We start from the raw sequence: 24,202 nt of genomic DNA on the forward strand, positions 1-24,202 counted from the left end.
AGCATGGCGCCCATGGAGGGGCGCGGCGTCGTCGCGCATTGGGATCGCCGCCTCTCGCAGTTGATCGTGCATACGTCCGCGCAGATGCCGCACATCACGCGTACCGGGCTCGCCGAATGTCTGGGGCTCGACGAAGGGCAAGTGCGCGTAATCGCGCCGGATGTCGGCGGCGGCTTCGGCTACAAGGGCATTCTGTTGCCGGAGGAAGTCTGCTGCGGCTGGCTCGCGATGCAACTGGACAGACCCGTGCGCTGGATCGAGGACCGTCGCGAGCAACTTACGGCCAACGCGAACTGCCGCGAGCACCACTACGATATCACCGGTTACGCGGATCGCGACGGCCGCCTGCTTGCACTCGAATGCGATGCCCACGTGGATTCGGGCGCGTATTCATCGTATCCGTTCTCCGCGTGCCTGGAAGCGGCGCAGGTTGGCAGCATCCTGCCCGGCCCATACAAGATGGAGCGCTTTCGCTGCCGCACCTGGTCGGTGGCGACCAACAAGCCGCCAATCCTGCCGTATCGCGGCGTCGCGCGCACGGGCGTGTGCTACGCGATCGAAACCGTCATGGATGCGATCGCGCTCGAAGCGGGCATCGAGCCTTACGAGGTACGGCTGCGCAATCTCGTCGAGGCGCACGAAATGCCCTACGACAACATCACCGGCAAGCATTTCGATAGCGGCGATTATCCCGAGGCGGTGCGCCGCGCGGTGGCGGCCATAGATCTGGGCGCAGTGCGCGCGCGGCAACGGCGCGGCGAACCGGACGGCAGGCGCATTGGTGTCGGCATCTCGGTGTTTTGCGAGCAGGGCGCGCACGGCACGTCGGTGTATCACGGCTGGGGCATTCCAATGGTGCCGGGCCACGAGCCCGCGGTGATTCGCCTGACGCCCGACGGCGTGCTGGAAGTGCGCGCCGGCGTGCATTCGCACGGGCAGAGCATGGAGACCACGCTCGCGCAGATTGCTCACGAGGTGCTGGGCATCGATACGGACCGCGTGCGCATCGTGCTCGGCGATACCGGCGTCACGCCGTATTCCACCGGCACCTGGGGCTCGCGTTCGATCGTGATGGCGGGCGGCGCGGTCGGCCGTGCGTCTAAGGAACTCAAGGAACGCCTGATGAAAATCGGCGCGCATCTGCTTGGCGAGCCATTGGGCGATTTGCGCTGGGAAAGCGGATCGGTAGTCGGCAAGCATGGCTCGCGCAGTTTGCGGGAACTGGCCCGCACCTGGTATCTCGCACCGCAACTTCTGCCGCCCGATGTCGATCCGCGCGGCCTCGAAGTGTCAACCTCGTATCAGGCGAAGCGCGATTCGGGCACGTTCAGCTACGCATGTCATGCGGTGGTGGTCGCAGTGGACCCGGCGCTCGGCAAGACCGAGATTCTCGATTATGCGATCGTGGAGGACGGCGGCGTGCTGATCAACCCGATGGTGGTCGACGGACAAGTGTACGGCGGCGCGGCCCAGGGTATCGGCACCGCGCTCTATGAGGCGATGCCCTATAGCGAAGACGGGCAGCCGCTCGCCTCGACGCTCGCTGACTACATTCTGCCGGGCGCGACGGAGGTGCCTGCGATTCGCATCGAACACATGGAAACGCCCGCCCCGTACACGGAGTTCGGGCAGAAGGGCATTGGCGAAAGCGGGGCGATCGGGCCGCCCGCCGCGCTCGCGAACGCCGTCAACGATGCACTGCGCGGCCTCGGCGTGCGCATCGACCAGTTGCCGATCACGCCGCGCCTGATCGTGGAAGCGCTCGCAAGACAGCGCAAACAGCAGGCCAACGCGCCGAAGGAAATGCCCGCATGAAAGCCGCAGCCTACGACTACGCCCGTCCGCTCGCCTGCGACGAGGCCATCGCGCTCGTCGCGCCGACCGGCGGAATGGGCAAGTTCGTCTCCGGCAGTCAGTCGCTCGGACCAATGATGAACCTGCGCCTCGCGCAGCCGGAAATGCTCGTCGATCTGCGCGGCATCGCTGCCTTGCGTGCCTGCCGAACAGAAGGTGAAGCCGTCGAGCTAGGCGCGTGCATCACGCATGCGGAGATCGAAGACGGCAAGATAGAAACCGGCACGCGCGGTCTGATGGAGTATGTCGCTCAAGGCATCGCCTATCGCGCGGTGCGCAATCGCGGCACGCTCGGCGGCAGTCTCGCGCATGCCGATCCCGCCGCCGACTGGATCAACACCATGTGCGCGCTGAATGCGCAATACCTGGTCAAAGGACCGACCGGCGCGCGGGTGATCGAAAGCGGTGAGTGGATGGCCGGCGCGTTCACGACCGCGCTCGAACCCGATGAAATTCTCACTGGCGTGCGCTTCACCCGTCTGTCACCGACAGCCCGCTGGAGCTATTACAAGTTCAACCGCAAGCCGGGCGAGTTCGCGGAAGCCATTGCCGTTTTTATCGACGACGCGGCTCGCGGCGTGTGCCGTGCAGTCATCGGCGCGATCGACGCGCCGCCTTACGCAATCGACGATGCCCGCGGCTTGCTGCACGACGCCGATCCGCGGACTTCGTGCTTCGATGCTCATCTCGAAGCGGCGGGCATCGAGGCGGGAAGCTATGAACATGAGGTGCATCGCGTCGCGCTCGTGCGCGCGGCGGGGATCATCCGCAATCAGAACGGGAACGCATCATGAGCGACGCATTCATCAGGACGATCGAACTGGTCGTCAATCAGGGGACGGTCGCGGAGCGTGTCGAACCGCGCACGAGTCTCGCGGATTTTCTGCGCGAACAGCGGATGTTGTGCGGCACGAACATCGGTTGCGAACAGGGTGTATGCGGCGCATGCACGATCGAGGTGGACGGCGTGCCGACGCGCTCGTGCATCACGCCGGCAATCAGTTGTGCTGGCAGCGCGGTGCGCACTATCGAAGGCTTCGACGACGACGCCACCATGAACGAGCTGCGCGCGGCCTTCACCGCCGAGCACGCGCTGCAATGCGGCTACTGCACGCCGGGCATGCTGATGACCGCCCGCGACATCGTCACGCGCCTGCCCAATGCCGACGACGCGCGCGTGCGCCTCGAACTCTCCGGCAATCTGTGCCGCTGCACCGGCTACGTCGGCATCGTCCGCGCGATCCGTCGCGTGCTCGATGCACGCCGTGCGCGCGCGGCCGTGCCGCTAGCGGCGGACGCGGCAACGGCCTGAACCATCGGATACGGACTGATACGCAATGGAAATCGAACAAAGTTTTACCGTGCCGTATCCACGCGAACTCGTGTGGGCACGCTTTCACGATACGCCCGGCATCGTCGGGTGCCTGCCGGGGGCGTCGCTCGCCGCGCCCGTCGAGAACGGCATGCTCAAGCTCACGATGACCGTCAAGCTCGGGCCGATCGTCGCCTCGTTCGCAGGCGACGGCGAGATCGCTTTCGACGACGCGCATTACAGCGGCAGCATCACCGGAGCGGGCGTGGACCGCAAGAGTTCGTCGCGCGTGAAGGGTGTGGCTTCGTTCGCGCTCGAAGAGGCGGGGGCCGGCGAGACACGCGTCGACGTGAAGGTCGATTACACGATAGGCGGCACTCTCGCGCAGTTCTCGCGCGGCGGCATCGTAAAGGAACTGGCGACGCGCATGACTGAAGCGTTTGCGTCCAACCTGAAGGCGAAGCTCGATCAAGCGGGAACATCGGCGAGCGTCGACGATACGGCAGAGGCGACGCATACGGCGCGGGAGGTGCGGGAGGCACGGGAGGCGCAGGTCGTGCAGCAGGCTGCTGTAGCGCAAGCGTCGATGCCCGAAGCGCAGGCATCCGCGCGCGAAGCGCGAGCCCACGTGCAAGCGGACAAGCAACCGAAAGCGCAACCGGAAGCGCAAGCCCGGCCCCAAAACCCGCCGCGTGCCGTCGTGCGCCCCCAGCCGGCGAACGCGCCGCTCGATGTCGGCAATCTGTTCTGGAAGATGCTGTGGTCGCGCTTGCGCAGCCTCTTTAGCTTCGCGGGCCGCTGATCATGCTCAGCGACGATGCCAACTCGCTCGCCCTGGGCCGTGTCCATGCGGTACGGCCGCACTGGCGCAATGTGGTCGCCGCGCGCGACGCCGTGGGACTGCCGGACTTTACGCTGCTGCATGCTGGGCCGCCGTTCGACGATGCCCGTGCGCCTTCCGCACCTGTGGCCTCGTCGGCGGTCTTGTGCTGTCTGTACGAGGGCTGGGCGCAGGACGAGGCGCACGCTGAGCGGCTGATCGCGCAAGGCGAAGTGCGCCTGGAATGCGCGCAGTCGTACGGGGTGGTAACGCCGCTCGCGGCGGTCGTCTCGCCGCGCACGATGCTGGTCGAAGTCACGGACGCCAACGATCCCGCCGCGTGCGCGTGGTCGTTGCTGGGCAGCGGCGCAGGTCCGCAGATTCGCTTCGGCAGCCGCGACCGGCGCGTCCTCGACCGCATGAAATGGCGCGACGAAGTGCTCGCGCTCGCGCTTGGAGAGGCGCTCGGATCGGGCTCGCTCGATCTTTTCCCGCTGGCGCAGGCCGGCATCGAGAGCGGCGACGATCTGCATGCCCGCACGACGGGAGCGACGGCCGCGCTGCGCGCGCTGCTTGCTCCGCGTATCGAAGATACCGGCATCGATACGATGCTCGCGCAAACACCGCTCTTTTTCCTCACGCTATGGATGGCCGCGTGCGCCCTGATGCTGTCGGCGGCGGGCGCAGATCGGTCCGGGTCGACGCTTGTCGTGGCGCTGGCTGGCAACGGCGAGCGGGTGGGCATCCGTCTCGCTGGCGCGCCTGAGCGCTGGATCACAGCGCAGGCAGGCGCGCCCGAAGGTCCGCGTATCGATTCGCAGCAGCAGGCCGTCGCGGCGCCGCTCACCGGCGACAGCGGCGTGATCGACGCCGCCGGCTTCGGCGCGCAGGCGCTTCTTTTCGCGCCCGAACCGGCGCACGCGTTCGAAGCCTTTTTGCCCACCGGCTGGCGCGGGCGGCAGGCGCGCATCCATACGGCTGCCCATCCCGCATTCGGGCGGTTGCCCGGCGTGCTCGATGCCGCGCGCGTGGTTCGCGAAGGCATTGCGCCGCTTGCCGCCATCGCGATGATCGGCGCCGACGGACGCGCGGGCCTGCTAGGACGCGGGCTGTATACGGCGCCGCTCGAACTCTTCGCGCGGGCCATGTCCGATCTGCCGGATCCGCACGCATGAGCGCCCAGCCGATCAACGATCCCGCGACGCTCTCAGCCGTGAATGCTGCGCTCGACGAATACGAGCGCGCGCTCACGACCAACGACGTTGCCGTTCTCGATGCGCTCTTCTGGCAGAGCCCGCACACACTGCGCTATGGCGCGACGGAAAACCTGCAAGGTTACGACGCGATCCGCGCTTTCCGCGCCGCGCGTCCGGGCAAGGGGCTGATGCGCACCGTGATCGATCGCTCGATAACCACCTTTGGCGAGGACTTCGCCGTCGCCAATATCACGTTCTCACGCGCAGGCGAGCCGCGCATCGGACGGCAATCGCAGACGTGGGCCCGCTTCGACGGGCAATGGCGTGTCGTCGCGGCCCATGTCAGCTGGATGGACCCAGCATGATGCAGAACGATTTGCTGCAAGCGGGCCTGCATGGCTCGTTCGTGGCCGATGGCTTCGACTCGCTGCCCGCCGCCGCCTTGCCGCTTCGCACCGGCGGCAAGCTGGCGGGCGAGCGGCTGGCAGTAAAAGACGTGTTCGATGTCGCCGGGCTTCGCACGGGTAGCGGCAATCTGGCGTGGCGCGACGAACAGCCTGTCGCCACGCGGACCGCGCTCGCCGTTCGCGCGCTGCTCGAAGAGGGCGCGCAATGGCTCGGCAAGACCGTCACCGATGAGCTGACCTACAGTCTCGCCGGCGTCAACGCGCACTACGGCACGCCCGTGAATCCCTCGGACCCGGCGCGCATTCCGGGCGGTTCGTCGTCGGGATCCGTCGTCGCGGTGGCGGCGGGCCACGCCGATATCGCGCTCGGCACCGATTGCGGCGGTTCGGTGCGCCTGCCTGCGAGCTACTGCGGCGTATGGGGCATGCGGCCCACGCATGGCCGCATTGCGGCAGACGGCTGCCTCACGCTCGCGCACAGCTTCGATACGGTCGGCTGGTTCGCGCGCGACGCGCGCCTGCTCGCGGACACGTTTGAAGTGCTGGCGCGCAGCCTCGTCCCAGCGGATCAGGCGGCGTTCGCGCTGCACGTGCCGCGCAACCTGCTTGCCTGCGTGGACCCGGACGTCGCGGCACGCTTCGAGGCGTCGCTGCCGGCGCTCGGCGAACGCGCGAGGTTCGTCGCGCCTGAAGCATCGCTTGCCGATTGGGCGCAGGCTTTCCGCGTGTTGCAGGCCGCGGAGATTGCACAACGCTACGGGCAATGGGCGCGTGAACATGCCGCGAGCTTCGGTGCCGATGTGGGCGCGCGCTTCGCCATGAGCCTCGGCATTACGCGCGAACAGATCGCCGATGCACAGCGTATTCGCGCTGAAGCAATTCGTGCGATGGCCCACGCGCTGCCCGAACGCACATATTGGCTGGTGCCGACCGTGCCGGGCGTCGCGCCTCGCGCGGACGCATCGGCGCAAACGCTCGACCACGTGCGCGCGCGGTCGCAACAGATGCTGTGCGCGGCGGGCCTGGCGGGTCTGCCGCAGGTGAGCATGCCTTGGACTCGCTTTGACGGCGCGCCCGTCGGCCTTTCGGTCATCGGCGCGCGCGGCGCTGACGAGGGCGTGCTGGCCGCCGCGCGCGCGGTGCACGACGTGATGCGGGATGCCGGCGTCTAGCCTTATGCCAGGACGGCGCCTCGCGTTTTTGATGAGCAGTAAGCGTCTTTTCCATCGCAGCACACTCAAAGGAGCGTCCATGACAAAGCACTTGACCGAAGCGCAGGTCGAGCATTTCAGGCAGCACGGCTACGTGTATCCCATGCGCGCGCTCGACGCGCAGCAAGCGGCGGACTATCGTCGCATCATCGAACAGTACGAGGCGACGACCGGCGAGGACGTCAACAGGACCCTGAAAATCAAGGGTCATCTGGCCTTGCCGGCGATCGTCGAACTCGGACGTCACCCCGCTATCCTCGACGCGGTGGAGGATATCATCGGGCCTGACATCATGCTTTTCGGCGCGTCGATCTTCGCGAAGAATGGCCGCGATCCGCGCTATGTGTCGTGGCATCAGGACTCCACTTACTTCGGCCTCACGCCGCACGAGGAGGTGACCGTCTGGGTCGCGCTCACGCCCGCGAACTCGCTCAACGGTGTTCTGCGCGTGTTGCCGGGCTCGCACCGCGGCCCCGACCTGAAGCATGTCGAAACCTATGCAAAAGACAACATGCTTGCAAAGGGGCAGACGCTCGTCGGCATCGACGAAAACCTTGCTGTCGAAATGCCGCTTCAGCCCGGTGAGTTCTCGATGCATCACGAACGCACCGCGCACAGTTCGCTGCCCAACCGCTCGGACGACAGGCGCATCGGCTTCGCATTCTTCTATGTGCCGGCGCACGTGCGCTCGGCTATGGGCCGCCGTCGCGCGACGCTGGTGCGCGGCGCCGACCGCTTCGGTCACTGGGATGCCGACACGCTGCCGGAGTACGATTGCGATCCGCGCTCGATGAGCGAGCTTGCGCAAACCTGGGGCAAGTACAAGGATGGGGAAGTCAGGCAGGCCGCCGACATGATCGCCCCGCAGTAAATGGCGAAGCACCCGTCGCGGCATGCACAATGCCGCGGCGGGTGCTGCGCTTACAGGAGTTTCGGAGCGTCGCCAGCGGTGTCGTCGAAAGGCTGATGCGGAGAACGGAAACGCGCGAGGAACTGCCGGGCGCGCGGCGTCTGCGGCGCGCCGAAGAACTGTTCGGGCGGCGCGCTTTCGATCACCTGGCCTGCGTCCATGAAGACAATGCGGCTGGCGACTTGCCGCGCGAATTCCATCTCGTGCGTGACGATTACCATGGTCGCGCCTTCCTGCGCGAGCGAGCGCATCACGTTCAGGACTTCGCCGACGAGCATCGGATCGAGCGCGCTGGTCGGCTCGTCGAACAGCAGAATGTCGGGCTTCATGGCAAGCGCGCGCGCGATGCCGACGCGCTGCTTCTGTCCCCCCGAGAGGCGCGACGGAAATGCCCCCATTTTGCCCGCAAGGCCGACGCGTTCGAGCAGGCGTTCCGCATCCGCGCGTGCTTCGTCGCGTGGGCGGCCGAGCACGTGCAGCGGCGCTTCCATCACGTTTTGCAGCACGGTCAGATGCGGCCAGAGCGCGAAGTGCTGGAAGACCATGCCGATGCGTGCGCGTGAACGCGCGAGCTCGGCATCGCTCATTTTGATGGACGAGCCTTCGCGCACACCCATTCGCCGGTTCGACACATGGACCGTGCCCGCGTCGGGAATTTCCAGCCAGTTCACGCAGCGCAGCAGCGTGGACTTGCCGCAACCGGAGGGCCCCAGCAGGCAGACCGTTTCTCCCTTGTGGACGGTCAGCGAGACATCGCGCAGCACATGGTTTTCGCCGAAGGACTTGGAAATACCGTTGAGGTGCAGGACGGTATCCGTCGCCGGACGGGCAGTGTTGCCGGATGCCGCGGCTGCCGCGGACGGCGCGGATGCAGTCCCGTCTGCGGCGGCCTCGCGCAGCATCGTGAGCGCGGCGTCGTTGGAAGTGTTCATGCTCTGCGTTCCTCGGCGAATCTGGACAATAACCCGCTGCCGCCTTCGATCACGAGACAGATGGCCCAGTACAGCACCACCGCCGTGATGAAGGCCGCGAACGGAATGAAGTAAGTAGCCTGAATGCCGTTCATCTGATGCGTTAGTTCGCCTACGGCGATCACCGTGAGAAACGCGCTGTCCTTGACGATCTGCACAAGCTGGTTGCCGATCATCGGCAAGGAAACCGTGAAGACCTGCGGCAGAATGATGCGGCGAACCAGGCTGAAGCCGTAGAAGCCATATGCGCGCGCGGCTTCGATCATCGGCGCGGGCAGACCGGCCCAGGCGCCTCGCAGCAGTTCGGCCATGTAGGCCGTGTTGTAGAGAACCAGCGCAATCGCGCCCGCCCACCAGTTCGACAACCGGATTCCGGCCGTCGGCAGCCCGAAATAGATCAGATAGACGAACAGCAGAAAAGGCGCGCAGCGCATTGCGTCGACATAAAGCGTCGCGAGCCGCGCGATGGCCGCACGCCTCGACATCAGCGCGGGCGTCAGCAGTGCGCCGAGCACGAGCGAGGCGAGGGCCGCGACCGCAAGCAGACCGAGTGTGTCGAGCAGACCCGACAGCACATCCGCTCGCTGCTGCCAGACGATCAGGAAGTGCTCCATCATGCGCGGGCCTCGACGGGTTGACGGCGCTCGATCACGCGCTGCGCCCTGATGAGGACGAACACGATCAGACCGTATAGCACGAGCGCAAAAACGAAGGGAGGCAGCGGATCATAGGTGCGCGCGCCGACCCGCAATGCCGCGCGCGTGATCTCGACGATGCCGATGACGGCGACCGCGGGCGTCGACTTGATCTGCAACGTCATTTCGCTGACGAGACCCGGCAAAGCCGCACGCCAGATCTGCGGCATCACGATGCGGCGAAACCGCAGCCTTCGCGGCATGGCGAAGGCGAGGGCGGCGTCGTACTGATCGCGTGGAAAGTTGATCAGGGCAGCGCGCCAGATTTCGCAGTTGAACGCGGCGGTGCTGAGCGTGAGCGCGAGGATCGCAGCGGGCGTCGGATCGAGCGAGATGCCGAACTGCGGCAGCGCGAAGAAGATGAGCAATGTGAGCGTCACGGCGGGACACGAGCGGATCAGACTCACGTATGCCACGACGATGCGGTGGAAAAAGGGTAGGCGCGCCCAGCGGATCAGCGCGAGGCCCAGACCCAACGGTATGCCGAGGGCGATGCTCGCGACCGAGAGAACCACGGTCGCGAGCGCGCCCTGCACGATACTCCAGTAATCAAAGGCGTTCATCGATGCGGGATCATAGAGTCTGACAGACGGTATGGCGTCAATTGACGGACTGCGGCATGTCCTTGTAGCTCGCGCCCAGCCACTTCTGCTGAAGCTGATACATCTCACCGCTCTTGCGCAATTCAAGCAGCGCGGCATCGACCATCTTCAGCACGTCGGTGTTGCCCTTCTTGACAGCCCACGCAATGTAGGTGGGCTTGCCGATCGGCTGGCCGATCAGAAACGTATCGGGACGCGTCTTGACGAGCGAGTTCAGGCTGATCTGCGTATTCGCCACCGCGTCGACGCGTCCCAAGGCCAGGTCCTGATAGGCTTCCGGATACGACTGGTATTCGACGATCTGCTTGATTCCGCTGCCGCCGTGCTTCTTCTTCAGCTCCTCGTTGAAGAGCTTCAGGTCCGTGAGCATCGCGCTGCCGGTTTCCGCGCCGACCACCTTGCCGACGAGATCGTCCGGCCCCTTGATCGATGAGCCCTTTTTGGTCGCATAGAACGTGATGGCCTCGCAGGTCGGCGACGCGAAGTCGAAGGTCTTGCGGCGTTCGTCGGTGACGAGCACGGCGCTCAGCGCCATGTCGTACTTACCCGTCGTCACGCCGGGCAGGATGCCGGACCACGGCATCACCTGCTGCTTCACTTCGACGCCGATCTTCTTGCGCACCAGCGCGAGAAGGTCGTTGTCGTAGCCCGTGTTCTTGCCGTCGGCGACGAACTCGAACGGAGTGTAGTCATCTTCTGTTGCGACGGTGATATAGCCCCGCGCCTTGATTTCCTCGGCGCTCGCGGCGTGCGCCGCATGACTGATGCCGAACGTGGCGATGAGCGCGAGCGCGCACGTGCGAAAGAGTGTGACGGCCGTGCGCTGTTTCGAGTGAACCGGATCGCGGCGGATAATGCGGACTGACATGGAGAGGCCCCTTTGGTGGCGGCGAGCGCATACAACGCTTGAGCGAGCATGCGCTCACCGGATGATGACCGGCAAAGCGATCATTCGTGTGGGTACGGACGAATCGCTGAGCATCAATGCAAGTGGTATGCCAACGATCTGTTTTCCGTTGCCTGCCCGTTGCTCGCGGGATCGGCGCCCGATCAGCACTCACGAATTGCGGTCGCCGCAATCCGTGGTGCACCACGGAAGTCTTTTGGCCTTGTGTTCGTGCATTTGCGCACCGACTTGCAACATGCGGCGCGCGCACTGGCGCCCGCCCAGTTGCGCCGGCCGTGGTCCGTGCTGCAAAGTGCTCGCAAGCCAGTAGCTTTCCGTTATTTCCGGTTTCAGGCACGAGATGAGAATGCGAAGAGAAAAATATGGCAGTTAATGCGCTCGCGGTTCCTTCAGCTCGATGATAGTCAGCGTGCCGTTGACTTCCTCGGCCACGAAGTCGATCTGGTCGTCGGCCTTGACTTGCGAGAGCATCTCCGGGGCCTTGACCTTGAAGACCATCGTCATCGCGTCCATACCGAGCTTTTCGAGTGCGCCATGCTTGATGGTCAGTTCGCCGGCGGCGAAATCGACTTTCTTCATTTCACTATGCGACATACCGTGCTTCGCCTCGGCGCCCGGTGCGGCCTCGCCGTTTATCTCCATCCTGCGCCGGTCGGCGGCGGCATACGACACAGCCGGGAAAGCAAGGGGGCAGCCCATCGCAATTGAGATCAGTGTTTGTTTCATCTGCTTTTTCCACAGTCATGTAGCGAAATCGGTGGCCGGGTCACAGCCGGCACTCGTGTATTCAGCTATCGGGCCAGTCCCCGGTGTATTCAAACGCCACGGTCCCTTTGGGGTGCCCGAACCAGCCTGGATCGCGGTAGTCGTTGCTCCCGAGTCCTTCCCGACGCTGAACATGCCGCCCATTTCCAGCCCGCAGAAGGGACCAGTGCCGGTCATCATCGAAAATGTGTTTTCCGGTAGCGGCATTTCCATCGCGCCGATCGAACCTCCGGTGCTGCCCATTGCAATGTGGTCCGGAACCAGCTTGTTGATGAGTTTCGCGAGGTCTTTCTGCGGTACACCGATCAGATTCGGCACCTGATGGCCTATCGCATTCATCGTGTGATGCGACTTGTGGCAGTGAAACGCCCAGTCGCCGGGACGGTTCGCGGTGAACTCGATGGCGCGCATCTGACCGGCAGCGACTTCTACCGTCACCTCGGGCCAGCGCGCTGAAGAGGGTATCCATCCGCCGTCGGTGCCGGCTACCTCGAAGCTGTAACCGTGCAGATAAATCGGGCGATTCGTCATAGTAAGGTTACCGAAACGAATACGAGCCCGGTCCCCGGCGCGCAGGGGAGCGGGTCGATGCCGGGGAACACACGCGCATTCCACGTCCACATATTGAAGTCCGTCATTTCGTTGACGCGCGGTGCGAAGCTGCCAGGGTCGATGTCGTAGGCCGCTTCCAACGCTTTGTCTCTCCGCGAAATAGCTCATCTTTCAGTGCTGTGTGTCACCTAACAGCGCAACTAACTGTCCTGCGCGGCCTACTGGTCGGCAACTTCGAACACCGTCTGTAAACAAGTGGCTGCCAATCCCCATCAGGAGTAGGCAAACTGGCCTGCAATCCATCGTCGGGCGAAATCCGGTGGCTGGATTAAAGATGCTCAGGAGAGCGAAGAGGCGGGGAGGATGCAAGTGTTTCCTCGCGACGGGAGCCGACGCTCTCCGCCACATAGTCTGGCTGGCCACAATCTGTTCCCGCAACGTCGGCATCTGTGTCTTCTGGACCAACCCATTCGGGAGTCCCGGTCGCCAGAACCCGCCGACCAAGACGCGCCAGTTGCCGATGAATCGGGCGTCGGCAAGCGAACGGTACTTCAAATCACGTTGCACTAGTTGCGTGTCGTCGCGGTTATGCAAACGCACGACGTGTCATCGAATTGAAGCGTGTCACCTATCTGGGCTGGCTTCTGCAGCGTACCATTTGCGGCGCTTGTCCCGGAGAGCATTCGGGATTTTCGAATACGTTGTTGAAGCGACGCAGGCACATGCTGACGAAGGTAGGCATTTGCAACAGTCGGACTACTCGTCACGCGGTGGCATATGCTCGTTCCCGAAAAAGCTCACCATAGAAAAGAATGTTGGCTTCCAGTGTGCAGCTCCGTCCGCACCGGTTACCTCATCCAAAACCGAACGTCGTCTTCAACGCGCGGCGCGCCTCAAAGTTAGCCAAACGAGCATTGCCACTCGGGTTAGCAATAGCGGATAACGGTTAGGCTGGGCCGTTGAGAAATAGACGATCGCGCTGCTTTGAACTTCTGGTAGATTTATCGTTGAGCGACGCAGTACAAATACAAAGACCGCAATTGTATCGTCGAGGTACGTCATGGAAGTTCTTAATCGCGCGCCCGCCGTCTCGCCCGACGGACGCGCCGTGGTTTTCATGTTGTCGATTCTCGGCCGCGAGGTCGAAGGCGCAATTGCGCGTGACGCACTCGAAGATTATTTCTGGTTACCGCATAGCGCTGACCCGGCGCGTACCCTCAAAGCATTTGAAAACGGTCGCAACCGCATCGTCGCAGCTGCGCAAAGAAAACTACTGGCACGACCTGACGAGCCGCTGTGGCTGAACGCGAGCGACTTTGTGGCCAGGTAACCGGCGGTTGTCTCGCGGTTGGTTGAGAGGATGGCGGGGCGCTGACAAATACTACGTGCCTGGGTCAGGAAGATCGGGCCGTAATTCCGCCTCGATCTGGTCAAGGTTGGGTAAATCCGTCTCGAGTGATTCCGGTACTTCGCGCATGAACTGGTACCGCTCGGAAGAGAAATTATTGTGGGGCCACCGACAATCGACAAGGTAGCGCCAGTGGCGCGCGCTGATTATAGCGCCCGCCCCGTAAATGTCCCCGCCAAGTTCAAATGTCGGGGTCTGCGCTAAATTGAAATGTCGGGTTTTGCTGTGCTTTTTCTTATGTTTTTGGGGTGGGCGGCGCAGCCGCCCACCCCCCGTTCTTCATGTTTTTTGATGCTTACCTCATGCACGGCCTGAGTGACATCCGCTAGCGTGATCGCCCGTTGTTTCTTCAGGCCCACCAGCGCTTTCTTCGCCCGGACGTCCTCGCCAATATGGGTACGGGAAGGCGAGCCCGAAATCCGCCGGTCATCACGCTGCGCCTGCACCCGCCGGGCGACTTCCAGCGCCGCGGACAGCCGCTTGTTCTCAACCTCTGCGCCCTGATCAATCTGCGTGATCCGGTCATATTCGCGATACGGCAGGACGCGACCCGTGGCCTGAATCTCGATCGCACCATCCAGGTGTTCGACCACTTCAATGTACTCGTGGATGAGACGCCGGTTGGCTTCGGTGTCCTGCAACAGGTACATCACCCGGTCGTACTGCACCGTCAGCGCATTGGAGACCTTGCGCGCCACGCGATAGGCCAGGACCTGCTTCAGGTCCTCGTCATCACGCAACGGTCGATGCGCGTTGTGGTCGCTCTTCGGTGGCTTGCCGAATCGCCGGTTGAAGTCAGCGATGAAGGAGGGCGCATACGCATTGGCCGTTTCGCGCGTACTGATGTTACGCAACCTCAGTTCCTTGACGAGTCGGTCCTGCAACGTCAGGTTGGCCCGCTCGACCCGCCCCTTGGCCTGGCTCGTGTTCGCACAGAACGCCTCGATATTGAGTTGGTACAGGGCGCGCCCGAACTGCGTGACACCTTTGCCGGCCGTGCTTGCACGGTCCTTGACGTAGAACACGCTGAACTTGTCGCTATAGAACGCGACCGGCTTGCCGTGCGCTGCCAGGTGCTTGCCCAGCGCCTCGAAATAGCTGAACGTCGATTCCGTCGACGTGAAATGCAGCGTCATCAGCCGGCCGGTCGCGTCGTCGATAAAGACCAGCAGGGTGCAGGCCGGCGCCCGTTCCTCAAACCAGCGGTGGTCGCTACCATCGATCTGGATCAGTTCGCCCAGACACGCACGACGGTTCCGGGGCTGGTAAACCTTGGCTGGACGATCCCTGCGAGGAATCCACAGACCGGCGGCCATCATCAGCGCGCGCACCGTCTCGACCGACAGACCGATGCCGTGACATTCCCGAAGCTTCTCGCACGCCAGTGTCGGCCCGAAATCCGCGTAGCGCTCACGAATGATCGCCAGCGCGCGTCGCGCCACGCCATCGGACAACTGATGGTTGCCCGGTCGCCCGCGTTTGCCTGACACCAGTCCGGCAACGCCCGCGGCCTGATAGCGCTGCACCAGGCGCTCGACCTGCCGCACGCTCAGCGCAAGGCGGTCCGCTGCCTGACCTGGCTTCAGACGCCGCTCGCAAACGGCTTGTACAACCTTCAACCGATCCAGCTCGGTCATCAACATGGTGATCGTCCCGCATGCGTTCATGGCCAGCGCTCCTCAAGGCATGCTGGCCACCAGCCTGAACCCGCAAACACGACATTTCAATTTAGCGGAAACACGACATCTGAACTTTGGACTAACAAAAAAATAGTTGATAATTTATATTATGTCAAATTGTTTCGCCGACTTGCTCACCTCGGACTACCCCGACGGTTTGCATGAATTTGTTCCCGCCTGCTTGCAGAATGTTGTTCCCAGCCCCAAGACGGGAATCGAGGCTTGCAGGCGGAGAATAACTCGTTGCACTCGGTCGGACAGCACATCGGCGCATGACGCTACGGACCGGAAGCATCGGGAAAACACGGCTTGGGGCGTGCGCGGCACGATTTGGAGCACGGCAGTTTGGTGGATGAACGCGGCTGTCAGGATAAGAAAGCTTATATTGGTAGTGCGCTGTAAGCAGTGCCTTTCGCGAGACCCGGCCAAGGCGTCAGTCTAGCGCGGGAACACTACGAAATTGCTCTGCTGTCGCTCAACGAAACAAATCTGCTTGCAACTAACTGATGGAAGCAAATTTGTTCCTTGAATCCGGGAGCGTCCGTACAGACGGGGCTCAAGCAGGAACAAATTTATGCAAACCAACGGCCAAATATTGAGGAAATCCGGAAGGACCTCGTTCGACTGCGCCCTAACAATTTCCGCGTAGCCCCCATCGGCCGCCACCGCGCTTGCGATCCGTCGATGATGTGCACCATAATGCACATAATATGCAACATGGAGCCGCACATGGGCAAAGCACTCGAAGTTCGACCGCGTAGATCCACCAACGTCACCTTGCCTCCCGAGGTGCTGGAGCGGGCCAAACAGCTTGGCATTAATCTTTCGCGCGCGAGCGAGCGCGGTGTACGCGAGGAAATCCAGGAGGCAGAGGCGCGTCGGTGGGCCGATGAAAACGCCGAGCTGGTCGCCGCCTACACGGCGATGGTCGATCGCGACGGGCTTCCGCTCGCGAAATACAGGACGTTTTGATGGCCCGGTTTGATCTCTACGCCAACCCCGACATTGAGACGCGCAAGCTTGCACCTTACCTGCTCGACGTGCAAAGTGCCCATGTCGGCATTTTGCCGACGCGCATCATAATTCCGCTGCGACCTGTTCGGCATCTCGCCTTCTCCGGCAGACCATCCGACCTGCTTCCCGTCTTCGAAGTCCACGGCGAAGAATGTTTCCTTGATACCCCTGCCATGAGCGCCGTCCCCTTGAAGGCTCTCGGCAAGTGCATTGGTTCCCTTTCAGATCGACGCGAGGCCATCCTCGCGGCGCTCGACCGGATCTTCGGCGCATACTGAGCGACAACAAATCGACTTTGTTCCTAAGGGGCGACCGTCGTATCAGCGAATCAACCCCGAACCTCGAAATATTGATTTCGCTGTTGCGCTTCATGCTGATACGGCCCCGGGAAAACCGCGATGGAGGTGCGATGCAACTGGACAAGCAACAAAAAGACTCAGGCAAAGTGGCGTAACTATGCGTCCTGGCCCGCTGAGCTTGCTGGCAAAGGCATTGGCCGTGGTGATCGGCGCTGCCCTGCTCATCGTGGGGTTTGAGCTTCCCCTGAAATTTCGCCTTCCAGCAGGTCGCGTATAAACTCGACCGAAAGGAAGGAAAGAAGAAATGTTCAAGGTACCGCACCAGGTGTACACGGCGGAGTTCAAGGAAGCCGCCGTGCAACGAGTCAAGGACGGGCAAGGCATAAGCACCGTGGCTCGCGAGCTAGGCATGTCGTTGCAGACTTTGCGCAACTGGCTCAAGGCTTCCGAGACGGGCAAGCTGAACGGCCCCGGAGCGAAGGTCGTCACGGCAGAACAGATGGAACTCTCGCGCCTGCGAGCGGAGAACAAGCGCTTGCAGATGGAGCTCGAAATCGCAAAAAAAGCGGCGGCGTTCTTCGCGAAGGACCTCCTGTGAAGTTCGCCTGGATTGACACGCAGTGCCGGCACTATCCACTGTCGGCGCTGTGCGAGGTCCTTGGAGTAAGCGTCAATGGCTATCGCGCCTGGAAGCGCGGCGGCACACCCGAGCGGCAGCGACTGACCGATGCCCAGTTGCTCACGTTGATTCGAACGATTCATGCCAAGTTCAAAGGTGCCTACGGTTCGCCACGCATGACCGACGAGGTGCGCTCTCGCGGCTTTCCGGCCAGCAAAGCACGTGTGGAACGGCTGATGAGCACCAACGGTATCCGAGCCCGCCATAAGCGCCGTTATCGCGTGACAACTGATTCTCGGCACCAGTTTCCGGTCGCGCCGAACGTGTTGAACCGGCAGTTCACGCCGGACGAGCCTAACCAGGTGTTCACATCGGACATCACGTATATCTGGACCGACGAAGGCTGGCTGTATCTGGCGGTTACGCTGGACCTGTTCAACCGGGAGGTCGTGGGCTGGTCCGTCAAGCCGCGCATGGCGGCGGACCTCGTGACCGACGCATTGACGATGGCATGGTTCCGCCGCCGACCTGCGCCCGGTGCACTGCATCACTCGGACCGTGGCAGCCAAGGCGGATTCAACCGGTCGTCGCAACACTAGATTGTTGAACAGATTTTAGGTACTCGTCCAGAGCTTCGGCAGGCGTCTTCCAGTTGAGCGTTTTCCGAGGCCTGGTGTTCAACGTATTGGCAACGGCCTGAATCTCTCCAGCGCTCCAGCGGGATAGGTCTGTGCCCCTTGGAAAGTATTGCCGCAGAAGGCCGTTCGTGTTCTCGTTCGTTCCGCGCTGCCAAGGACTGTGCGGGTCAGCGAAGAAGACCTTCACCCCGGACTCGACCGTGAAGCGGGCGTGATCGGATAGTTCCTTGCCACGATCCCAGGTCAATGACCGCCACAGTTGGGCAGGCATGTCAGTCACGGTCTTCTTGAGTGCGTTGGCCATCGTGATAGCTCCGTAGCCAGCCAGCGCAGGGCCATTCTTTGTCCTGGGAATCAGCCCGTAGCCTTCCTCGCGAGGCAGGTGGACAAGCATGGTGAATCGGCTTGATCGCTCGACCAGCGTTCCGATCGCGGACCGGTTCAGGCCGATGATCAGGTCACCTTCCCAATGCCCCGGCACAGCACGATCTTCCGCCTGCGCAGGGCGGCTGGAGATCATTACATTTTCGCTAACGTGCGCCCATGCCTTGGCTTGTGCCCGGGACCTCGGCACGCGCAACGCCCGCCCCGTGCGCAGACAGCTGACCAGCTCGCGCTTGAGAGCACCTCGGCTGTGGATATAGAGAGCCTGGTAAATGGCTTCGTGAGAGATGCGCATGGACTCGTCATCCGGGAAGTCGATCTGCAACCGGTTGGAAATCTGTTCGGGCGACCAGCCATTGACCCATTTACGGTCACCGCGATGCGGTTTGTTTCTCCCTTTAAACGGCGCGTGGCGGGGCCCGGAAATCTCACGGCCATCAGCGCGGCGAACCTTGCCCTCCAGACGGTCTTGCACGTAGTGGCGTAGCCGTGGGTTGGTCACCAGTTTCGAAGGTTTGGGTCGTTTGGCAACCAGCTCCGACTTCCACTGCGCAACCGAAGCTCGATACTCGAGCCGGCCGCTACGAGTTGCAGCATTACGCGTCAGTTCCCGGGAGACCGTTGATGGGCTGCGTCCGATACGGCGAGCAATCTCGCGTACCCCGACGCCCTGGAACGAAAGTAGTCCAATCTCTTCTCGCTCCGCGAACGACAAGTACCGTCCGGATATTGGGCTCGACATGGAAAGTGGCATGCCACCATTATGGCGGAACCACCGAGCGCCTACTGCCTGCGACACGCCAACCGCTTCTGCAGCCTTCTCACTTGTAATGCCAGTTGCGATTTGCTTCCAGAATCGCCGCTCGATCTCGCGCCGATGCGACGGCGCGCCTGGCGAGCGCATCGCTCCTCGCCCTGTCAACTTATGCATCCACCCCGCTGGTCGTCCCATACACACCTCCTTGATCAAAGGTGTTGCGACAACCGGTTGAATCCGCCCAATACGCGAGCCATGAATTCCAGCGCAAGCTGGCCTCCTACGGGATGCGCTGCTCGATGAGCCGCAAAGGAAATTGCTGGGATAACGCGCCGACGGAAAGCTTCTTCAACAGCCTGAAGAACGAGCGGGTACACGGCACGAAGTACCGCACGCATCGCGAAGCCGTGGCGGACTTGTTCGAATACATTGAAGTGTTTTATAACCGCAGTCGTCGTCATTCATCGCTTGGCTTCATGTCGCCAACCCAGTTCATGCAAGACTGGCTTGCGGCTCAGCGGACAAAGGATACGGCTGCATAACCCCGGGCCTCTGGAAGGCGAAAAACCGAGGGAAGCTCAGTTCGCCGTTTCGCTTGTGCTGTTGGCAGTGGTTCTTGGAGCAGGAATTGTGATCGGCCGTTTAGTCTGGTGGAAGACGCGCGATCTGCGCAAACGGCTCTGTCAAGTTGGCGGGCGCAGGCCACCTGCGTGGATAAAGAGCAGTTGTCGTTATCAGATGACTTTCTTTGCTGCGGCCGTTACGGTCCAGCCATGCCACGTGGCGAAGCGTTCCTGAAGTACGGCGCGATGACATGCTGCGTTCATTTGATGTCGGGGCAACGCGAAGTGCTGCCGGATCATGCCGAAGCATGAGAGAAACGCCTGCGTGCGACGCGCATCGCGAAAGCCGCACATCTGGCGTTCGCGCCTGCGGGTCGGCTGGTCGCTGTTCTCGGCACGGTTGTTCACGCGTGCAGCCGCCTTGACGAAAACTGAGCGAGCTCGGGAATGTCAGCCTTCGCCGCCGGATAGCTGCGCAGCTGGTCAGTAACGATCTTGCGCGGCACCGGGTTTGAACGCAGCACCCTCCGGAAGAAGCGCTTTCCCGCAGCCTTGTCGCGCCGCTTTTGCACCAGCACGTCGAGTTCGGCACCATGCTCGTCGACCGCTCGCCACAACAGATACGCCTCGCCGCGCAGCCTCACGAACATCTCGTCCAGATGCCATGTGCTGCCGGGCTTGCGCCGCGCCGCCTTGACGCACTGTGCGAATCCAGCGCCGAGCTTGTCGCACCAGCAACGGATCGTTTCGTACGTGACCGCGACATCACGCTCGAGCAACAACTCCTCGATGTCGCGCAGGCTCAGGCTGAACCGGAAATACCAGCGAACCGCGCAGCTGATGACGACGGCAGGGAAGCGGTGGCCGTGATAAAGCGATCTTTTCTTCTTCATCACTTCATTCTACCGCCGCCTCCCCATTAACCTGACAGTGCCGTGCGCGGCCCTGAGAGCGGAGCCGCGAATCGAAGGCGTGCCTATCCTCCTGCTGACGAATGGCGCCGCAGGCGACGCCGCGAAGGCGTCCGGTGACGCCTTCGCGGTTTGCCGCAGGGACGGTCGGCGCGCGACGCGATGCGCCGATGTGCCGGGCGCCGATGCGACGCTCAGAACCCAGCGGCCAGCCCATCGCGACGGCTGTCGCTTGCAGCGACATAGCCGCGCTCAGGCTCGTTGCGATCGAGCTTCCAGATGAACTGGCCCGAACCGAAATCCATATACGGATCATCGATCGACTTGATCGTGTGGCCCAGGCCTTCGAGCGCGCGTGAGGTCTGCGGATCGAGCGTCGATTCGATATCTATGGAGAAATCGCGGTTGACCTTCCAGCGCGGCGCATCGCATGCCGCCTGCAGCTGCTGGCTGTAATCGAGCATGCGCACCACGGTTTGCAGGTGCCCTTGCGGCTGCATGTCGCCGCCCATCACGCCGAAGCTCATGACCGCTTCCTGCTTGCCGTCCACCTGCTGCGTGAGGAACGCCGGGATGATCGTGTGGAACGGCCGCTTGCCGCCCTCGACCACATTCGGCGACTTCGGGTCCATCGAGAAACCGCAGCCACGGTTCTGCAGCGAAATCCCCATCTCAGGCACGACGCAGCCCGAGCCGAAGCCCATATAGTTCGACTGGATGAAGCTGACCATCATGCCGCGCTCGTCGGCCGCCGACAGGTAAATCGTGCCGCCCGCCTTCGGCATGCCGAAGCCGAAGTGCGTCGCGCGCTTCGGATCGATCAGCTTCGCACGCGATTTCAGATAGGCGTCGTCGAGCATTTGCGCAGGCGCGACTTCCATCGAGCGCGGATCGGCGACGTAGCGGTACACATCCGCGAACGCGAGCTTCATCGCCTCGATCTGCAGATGCTGCGATTCGATGCCGTCGAGCTTCAGCGCGGCCACGTCGAACTGTTCGAGAATGCCGAGCGCGATCAGCGCGGCGATGCCCTGCCCGTTCGGCGGAATCTCGTGAACCGTGTAGCCGCGATAGTTCTTGCCGATCGGCTCGACCCAATCGGGCTGGTAGTTGCGCAGATCGTCGAGCGTCATTGCCGCGCCGCAATCGCGGGAAAACGCCGCGATGCGTTCGGCAATTTCACCTTCGTAGAAGGCGCGCGGCCCGTGTTCGGCCAGCATGCGCAAGGTCTTGGCGTGGCCCGGCATCTTCACCAGTTCGCTGACTTCGGGCGCGCGGCCCCGCGGCATGAACGTATCGGCGTAGCCCGGCTGGTTCTTCAGTTCGGGCACGGCGGCCGCCCACTTGCGCGCGACGACGTTTGCCACGGCATGGCCGCGCTCGGCGATCTCGATGGCGGGCTCCATCAGATCGGCGAACGGCAGCGAGCCAAACTTCCGATGCAGCACTTCCCAGCCCGCTATCGCGCCCGGCACCGTCACCGTGTCCCAGCCCCGCACGGGCTGCACGGCGACGCCGTTGTTTTCGCCGTATTTGCGCCTGAAGTAACCGACGTTCCACGCAGCGGGCGCGACGCCCGACGCGTTCAACCCGTGCAGCTTGCTGCCGTCCCACACGAGCGCGAACGCGTCGCTGCCAAGTCCATTCGACACCGGCTCGACGACGGTGATCGCCGCCGCTGCCGCGATGGCCGCATCGACGGCATTGCCGCCTTTCCACAGCATGCGCAACCCGGCCTGCGCGGCGAGTGGCTGCGACGTCGACACTATGTTGCGCGCGAACACGGGCATGCGCAGCGTCGGATAAGGGTTCTGCCAGTTGAAGCTTGTCATGTTGTCACTCTGGTGGTTTTGCTGGTTCGACCGCGCGCCATCGAAAGCCGTAGCGCGCGAAAAGCATCACGATTCGCGCGGATCGAGTGCGTCGCGCAGGCCGTCGCCGAGCAGGTTGAAGCCGAGCACGGCCAGGAAGATCGCGATGCCGGGAAAGATCGACATCCACGGCGCCTGGCTCACGAAGTCTTTTGCCGTGTTAAGCATCGAGCCCCACGACGGCGCGGGAGGCAATTGTCCGAGCCCGAGAAACGACAGGCTCGCTTCGGCGATGATCGCGCTCGCCACCGTCAGGCTCGCCTGCACGATGATGGGCGGCAGCACGTTCGGCAGAATGTAGCGCAGCATGATCCGCGCGTGATCGAGGCCGATCGCGCGCGCGCCTTCCACATATTCTTCGGCCTTCACGCTGATGGCCTGGCCGCGCGTGAGGCGAATGAAGCGCGGCATCGCCGAAATGCCGATCGCGGCCATCGCGTTCGTCAGGCTCGGGCCGAGAAACGCGCTCAACGCAATCGCGAGAATCAGGAACGGAATCGACAGCAGCGCATCGGCGATGCGTGAGATCACGCCGTCGACGAACCTGCCGAAGTAACCGGCGATCAACCCCAGCGGCACGCCGAGCACGACGGCAATGCCGACCGACACGACGCCCGCCAGCAACGACGCACGCGCGCCGTACAAAAGGCGGCTCAGCACGTCGCGGCCGAGTTCGTCGGTGCCGAACCAGTGCGCTGCCGACGGCGCCTGGCGCACGGTCATGAAGCTCGCCTGCACGGGGTCGTAGTGCGTGAGCCACGGCGCGAACAGCGCCATGATCACGATGAGCGCCACCAGAAACGCACCGAACACGGCCGCGCGATTGCGCATGAAGCGCGTGAGCCCCCGGCGTTTGCGACGCGGCAACGCGACGGCCGCCGACGCCGATCGGGCATCGATTGAAGTAGCCATTAACTACGCCTCAGTCGGGGATTGAGCAGGATATAGAGCACATCCGCGCACAGGTTCACGACGATGAACGCGACCGCCGTGACGAGCACGACGCCTTGCACGACGGGGTAATCGCGATTGAACACCGCATCGACGACGAGCTTGCCGAAGCCGGGAATCGTGAACACCTGCTCCGTCAGCACGGCGCCCGCGAGCAGTTCGCCGAACAGCAGCGCGAGCACGGTGACGATGGGGATCAGCGCATTGCGGAACGCGTGCTTGACCACCACGGCGCCGCGCAGCAACCCTTTCGCGCGCGCCGTGCGGATGTAGTCGGTGCGCAAGACGCCGAGCATTGCGCTGCGCGTATGGCGCATCAGTTGCGCACCGAGCGCGGCGCCCAGCACGAACGCGGGCATCAGCATCGTCTTGATGCTGAGCCAGAAATCCTCGCCCGGTGACACATAACCCGACGACGGCAAAAGATGCCAGCGCACCGACACGATGAATATCAGCATGATACCGAGCCAGAAATTCGGTATCGACATGCCCGACAGAGCGAAGATGTTTGCCGCGTAGTCGAGCGGCCCGCCCCTGCTCGCCGCCGAAATCACGCCCGCCGGAATGCCGATGCCAATGGCGAGAATCATCGCCATCACCGCGAGCTGGATCGTGACTGGCAGCTTTTGCGCGATCAACGCGCGCACGGGCACGTCAGTGCGCAAAGACGAACCGAGATCGCCGTGCGCGACATCGCGCATCCATAGCGCGTACTGCGTCGGCACGGACTGATCGAGGTGATACTTGACCCGCAGCGTCGCGATCAGCTGCGGGTCCTGATCCTCGCCCGCCATCGCGCGGACCGGGTCACCCGGCAGCAGCTTCTGCAAGCCGAAAATCAGCATCGACACCAGGATCAGCGTCGGCACGGCCACGAGCAGGCGATTCGCGATGATTGGCAGCATG

At 63.0% G+C, this 24,202-nt stretch carries 21 protein-coding genes and 4 pseudogenes; 13 read left to right on the forward strand and 12 right to left on the reverse strand.

Annotated features, from left to right (window positions below; genetic code table 11):
* From BCA01S_RS30460 to BCA01S_RS30495, 8 genes are all read left to right on the forward strand, one after another.
* Window positions 1-1,815: xanthine dehydrogenase family protein molybdopterin-binding subunit (locus BCA01S_RS30460; RefSeq protein ID WP_027780140.1), on the forward strand; the 1,815-nt coding region annotated here is incomplete at its 5' end.
* The gene (locus tag BCA01S_RS30465; protein ID WP_027780141.1) at window positions 1,812-2,648 is read left to right on the forward strand and encodes an FAD binding domain-containing protein; all 837 of its coding nucleotides are present in this window, start codon (window positions 1,812-1,814) and stop codon (window positions 2,646-2,648) included. The genes BCA01S_RS30460 and BCA01S_RS30465, both read left to right, overlap by 4 nt.
* Window positions 2,645-3,166, forward strand: a complete 522-nt coding sequence (locus BCA01S_RS30470) for a (2Fe-2S)-binding protein (RefSeq protein ID WP_027780142.1) — start codon at window positions 2,645-2,647, stop codon at window positions 3,164-3,166. Before BCA01S_RS30465 ends, BCA01S_RS30470 begins: the two co-directional genes overlap by 4 nt.
* Window positions 3,167-3,191: 25 nt before the next feature.
* Window positions 3,192-3,968, forward strand: coding sequence for an SRPBCC family protein (locus BCA01S_RS30475; RefSeq protein WP_027780143.1), 777 nt, complete (start codon window positions 3,192-3,194; stop codon window positions 3,966-3,968).
* 2 nt (window positions 3,969-3,970) lie between these two features.
* Window positions 3,971-5,161 carry a YlbE family protein gene (locus BCA01S_RS30480; RefSeq protein ID WP_027780144.1) on the forward strand — a complete coding sequence of 397 codons (1,191 nt, stop codon included), beginning with the start codon at window positions 3,971-3,973 and terminating at the stop codon, window positions 5,159-5,161.
* A complete protein-coding gene (gene hpxZ / locus BCA01S_RS30485; RefSeq protein WP_027780145.1) occupies window positions 5,158-5,547 on the forward strand; it encodes an oxalurate catabolism protein HpxZ in 390 nt (129 codons plus the stop codon). The genes BCA01S_RS30480 and hpxZ overlap by 4 nt, the downstream gene beginning before the upstream one ends.
* Complete coding sequence (locus tag BCA01S_RS30490) at window positions 5,544-6,761, forward strand: amidase (RefSeq protein ID WP_027780146.1); 1,218 nt, start codon at window positions 5,544-5,546, stop codon at window positions 6,759-6,761. Before hpxZ ends, BCA01S_RS30490 begins: the two co-directional genes overlap by 4 nt.
* A 79-nt stretch (window positions 6,762-6,840) precedes the next feature.
* Entirely contained in the window at window positions 6,841-7,671 is an 831-nt protein-coding gene (locus tag BCA01S_RS30495; protein ID WP_027780147.1) for a phytanoyl-CoA dioxygenase family protein, read from the forward strand.
* Between the two features lie 50 nt (window positions 7,672-7,721).
* Here BCA01S_RS30495 and BCA01S_RS30500 read toward each other — a convergent pair whose 3' ends face one another.
* The 6 genes and pseudogenes from BCA01S_RS30500 to BCA01S_RS35625 all read right to left on the reverse strand — a co-directional run.
* Window positions 7,722-8,642: an amino acid ABC transporter ATP-binding protein gene (locus tag BCA01S_RS30500; protein WP_027780148.1), complete on the reverse strand. Its 921-nt coding sequence runs from the start codon at window positions 8,640-8,642 to the stop codon at window positions 7,722-7,724.
* On the reverse strand, window positions 8,639-9,298 hold the full coding sequence (locus BCA01S_RS30505) for an amino acid ABC transporter permease (RefSeq protein ID WP_027780149.1): 660 nt from the start codon (window positions 9,296-9,298) through the stop codon (window positions 8,639-8,641). The genes BCA01S_RS30500 and BCA01S_RS30505 overlap by 4 nt, the downstream gene beginning before the upstream one ends.
* Window positions 9,295-9,939, reverse strand: coding sequence for an amino acid ABC transporter permease (locus BCA01S_RS30510; RefSeq protein ID WP_027780150.1), 645 nt, complete (start codon window positions 9,937-9,939; stop codon window positions 9,295-9,297). The genes BCA01S_RS30505 and BCA01S_RS30510 overlap by 4 nt, the downstream gene beginning before the upstream one ends.
* A gap of 37 nt (window positions 9,940-9,976) precedes the next feature.
* Complete coding sequence (locus BCA01S_RS30515) at window positions 9,977-10,846, reverse strand: transporter substrate-binding domain-containing protein (protein WP_027780151.1); 870 nt, start codon at window positions 10,844-10,846, stop codon at window positions 9,977-9,979.
* Between the two features lie 408 nt (window positions 10,847-11,254).
* Window positions 11,255-11,611: a copper-binding protein gene (locus BCA01S_RS30520; RefSeq protein ID WP_027780152.1), complete on the reverse strand. Its 357-nt coding sequence runs from the start codon at window positions 11,609-11,611 to the stop codon at window positions 11,255-11,257.
* A gap of 61 nt (window positions 11,612-11,672) precedes the next feature.
* Window positions 11,673-12,342: pseudogene (locus tag BCA01S_RS35625) on the reverse strand (multicopper oxidase domain-containing protein); the annotation flags it as partial.
* 920 nt (window positions 12,343-13,262) lie between these two features.
* On the opposite strand from BCA01S_RS35625, the gene BCA01S_RS30535 reads away from it, so the two are divergent.
* On the forward strand, window positions 13,263-13,532 hold the full coding sequence (locus BCA01S_RS30535) for a DUF1488 family protein (RefSeq protein ID WP_027780154.1): 270 nt from the start codon (window positions 13,263-13,265) through the stop codon (window positions 13,530-13,532).
* Window positions 13,533-13,810: 278 nt separating this feature from the next.
* Here the strand turns inward: BCA01S_RS30535 and BCA01S_RS30540 are convergent, their stop codons facing one another.
* Window positions 13,811-15,277 (reverse strand): ISNCY family transposase, encoded by a 1,467-nt coding sequence (locus BCA01S_RS30540; protein WP_027780155.1) that lies wholly within the window; start codon window positions 15,275-15,277, stop codon window positions 13,811-13,813.
* Between the two features lie 741 nt (window positions 15,278-16,018).
* Between BCA01S_RS30540 and BCA01S_RS30545 the strand changes: the two genes are divergently transcribed.
* The 3 genes and pseudogenes from BCA01S_RS30545 to BCA01S_RS35630 all read left to right on the forward strand — a co-directional run.
* Entirely contained in the window at window positions 16,019-16,261 is a 243-nt protein-coding gene (locus tag BCA01S_RS30545; RefSeq protein WP_027780156.1) for a type II toxin-antitoxin system CcdA family antitoxin, read from the forward strand.
* Window positions 16,261-16,581 carry a CcdB family protein gene (locus tag BCA01S_RS30550; protein WP_027780157.1) on the forward strand — a complete coding sequence of 107 codons (321 nt, stop codon included), beginning with the start codon at window positions 16,261-16,263 and terminating at the stop codon, window positions 16,579-16,581. Before BCA01S_RS30545 ends, BCA01S_RS30550 begins: the two co-directional genes overlap by 1 nt.
* A 325-nt stretch (window positions 16,582-16,906) precedes the next feature.
* Window positions 16,907-17,790 (forward strand): annotated as a pseudogene (locus tag BCA01S_RS35630) (IS3 family transposase); the annotation flags it as partial.
* A gap of 7 nt (window positions 17,791-17,797) precedes the next feature.
* Here BCA01S_RS35630 and BCA01S_RS30565 read toward each other — a convergent pair.
* Window positions 17,798-19,174 (reverse strand): IS30 family transposase, encoded by a 1,377-nt coding sequence (locus BCA01S_RS30565; RefSeq protein ID WP_084167015.1) that lies wholly within the window; start codon window positions 19,172-19,174, stop codon window positions 17,798-17,800.
* 65 nt (window positions 19,175-19,239) lie between these two features.
* Between BCA01S_RS30565 and BCA01S_RS30570 the strand changes: the two are divergent.
* Window positions 19,240-19,542: pseudogene (locus BCA01S_RS30570) on the forward strand (IS3 family transposase); the annotation flags it as partial.
* 192 nt (window positions 19,543-19,734) lie between these two features.
* Here the strand turns inward: BCA01S_RS30570 and BCA01S_RS35635 are convergent.
* The 4 genes and pseudogenes from BCA01S_RS35635 to BCA01S_RS30595 all read right to left on the reverse strand — a co-directional run bounded on the left by BCA01S_RS35635 (window position 19,735) and on the right by BCA01S_RS30595 (window position 24,201).
* Window positions 19,735-20,456 (reverse strand): annotated as a pseudogene (locus tag BCA01S_RS35635) (IS6 family transposase).
* 212 nt (window positions 20,457-20,668) lie between these two features.
* On the reverse strand, window positions 20,669-22,306 hold the full coding sequence (locus BCA01S_RS30585) for a gamma-glutamyltransferase family protein (protein ID WP_027780162.1): 1,638 nt from the start codon (window positions 22,304-22,306) through the stop codon (window positions 20,669-20,671).
* A gap of 66 nt (window positions 22,307-22,372) precedes the next feature.
* Entirely contained in the window at window positions 22,373-23,257 is an 885-nt protein-coding gene (locus BCA01S_RS30590; protein ID WP_027780163.1) for an ABC transporter permease, read from the reverse strand.
* Window positions 23,257-24,201, reverse strand: a complete 945-nt coding sequence (locus BCA01S_RS30595) for an ABC transporter permease (protein WP_027780164.1) — start codon at window positions 24,199-24,201, stop codon at window positions 23,257-23,259. Before BCA01S_RS30595 ends, BCA01S_RS30590 begins: the two co-directional genes overlap by 1 nt.
* Window position 24,202: the final 1 nt, after the last annotated feature.

The sequence above is a fragment of the Paraburkholderia caledonica NBRC 102488 genome, from assembly GCF_000685095.1.
Lineage (GTDB): Bacteria > Pseudomonadota > Gammaproteobacteria > Burkholderiales > Burkholderiaceae > Paraburkholderia > Paraburkholderia caledonica.

Coding starts and splice junctions, on each gene's coding strand:
- BCA01S_RS30465 (WP_027780141.1), top strand. CDS start 1,812: ATGAAAGCCGCAGCCTACGACTACGCCCGTCCGCTCGCCTGCGACGAG.
- BCA01S_RS30470 (WP_027780142.1), top strand. CDS start 2,645: ATGAGCGACGCATTCATCAGGACGATCGAACTGGTCGTCAATCAGGGG.
- BCA01S_RS30475 (WP_027780143.1), top strand. CDS start 3,192: ATGGAAATCGAACAAAGTTTTACCGTGCCGTATCCACGCGAACTCGTG.
- BCA01S_RS30480 (WP_027780144.1), top strand. CDS start 3,971: ATGCTCAGCGACGATGCCAACTCGCTCGCCCTGGGCCGTGTCCATGCG.
- hpxZ (WP_027780145.1), top strand. CDS start 5,158: ATGAGCGCCCAGCCGATCAACGATCCCGCGACGCTCTCAGCCGTGAAT.
- BCA01S_RS30490 (WP_027780146.1), top strand. CDS start 5,544: ATGATGCAGAACGATTTGCTGCAAGCGGGCCTGCATGGCTCGTTCGTG.
- BCA01S_RS30495 (WP_027780147.1), top strand. CDS start 6,841: ATGACAAAGCACTTGACCGAAGCGCAGGTCGAGCATTTCAGGCAGCAC.
- BCA01S_RS30500 (WP_027780148.1), bottom strand. CDS start 8,642: ATGAACACTTCCAACGACGCCGCGCTCACGATGCTGCGCGAGGCCGCC.
- BCA01S_RS30505 (WP_027780149.1), bottom strand. CDS start 9,298: ATGATGGAGCACTTCCTGATCGTCTGGCAGCAGCGAGCGGATGTGCTG.
- BCA01S_RS30510 (WP_027780150.1), bottom strand. CDS start 9,939: ATGAACGCCTTTGATTACTGGAGTATCGTGCAGGGCGCGCTCGCGACC.
- BCA01S_RS30515 (WP_027780151.1), bottom strand. CDS start 10,846: ATGTCAGTCCGCATTATCCGCCGCGATCCGGTTCACTCGAAACAGCGC.
- BCA01S_RS30520 (WP_027780152.1), bottom strand. CDS start 11,611: ATGAAACAAACACTGATCTCAATTGCGATGGGCTGCCCCCTTGCTTTC.
- BCA01S_RS30535 (WP_027780154.1), top strand. CDS start 13,263: ATGGAAGTTCTTAATCGCGCGCCCGCCGTCTCGCCCGACGGACGCGCC.
- BCA01S_RS30540 (WP_027780155.1), bottom strand. CDS start 15,277: ATGAACGCATGCGGGACGATCACCATGTTGATGACCGAGCTGGATCGG.
- BCA01S_RS30545 (WP_027780156.1), top strand. CDS start 16,019: ATGGGCAAAGCACTCGAAGTTCGACCGCGTAGATCCACCAACGTCACC.
- BCA01S_RS30550 (WP_027780157.1), top strand. CDS start 16,261: ATGGCCCGGTTTGATCTCTACGCCAACCCCGACATTGAGACGCGCAAG.
- BCA01S_RS30565 (WP_084167015.1), bottom strand. CDS start 19,174: ATGCATAAGTTGACAGGGCGAGGAGCGATGCGCTCGCCAGGCGCGCCG.
- BCA01S_RS30585 (WP_027780162.1), bottom strand. CDS start 22,306: ATGACAAGCTTCAACTGGCAGAACCCTTATCCGACGCTGCGCATGCCC.
- BCA01S_RS30590 (WP_027780163.1), bottom strand. CDS start 23,257: ATGGCTACTTCAATCGATGCCCGATCGGCGTCGGCGGCCGTCGCGTTG.
- BCA01S_RS30595 (WP_027780164.1), bottom strand. CDS start 24,201: ATGCTGCCAATCATCGCGAATCGCCTGCTCGTGGCCGTGCCGACGCTG.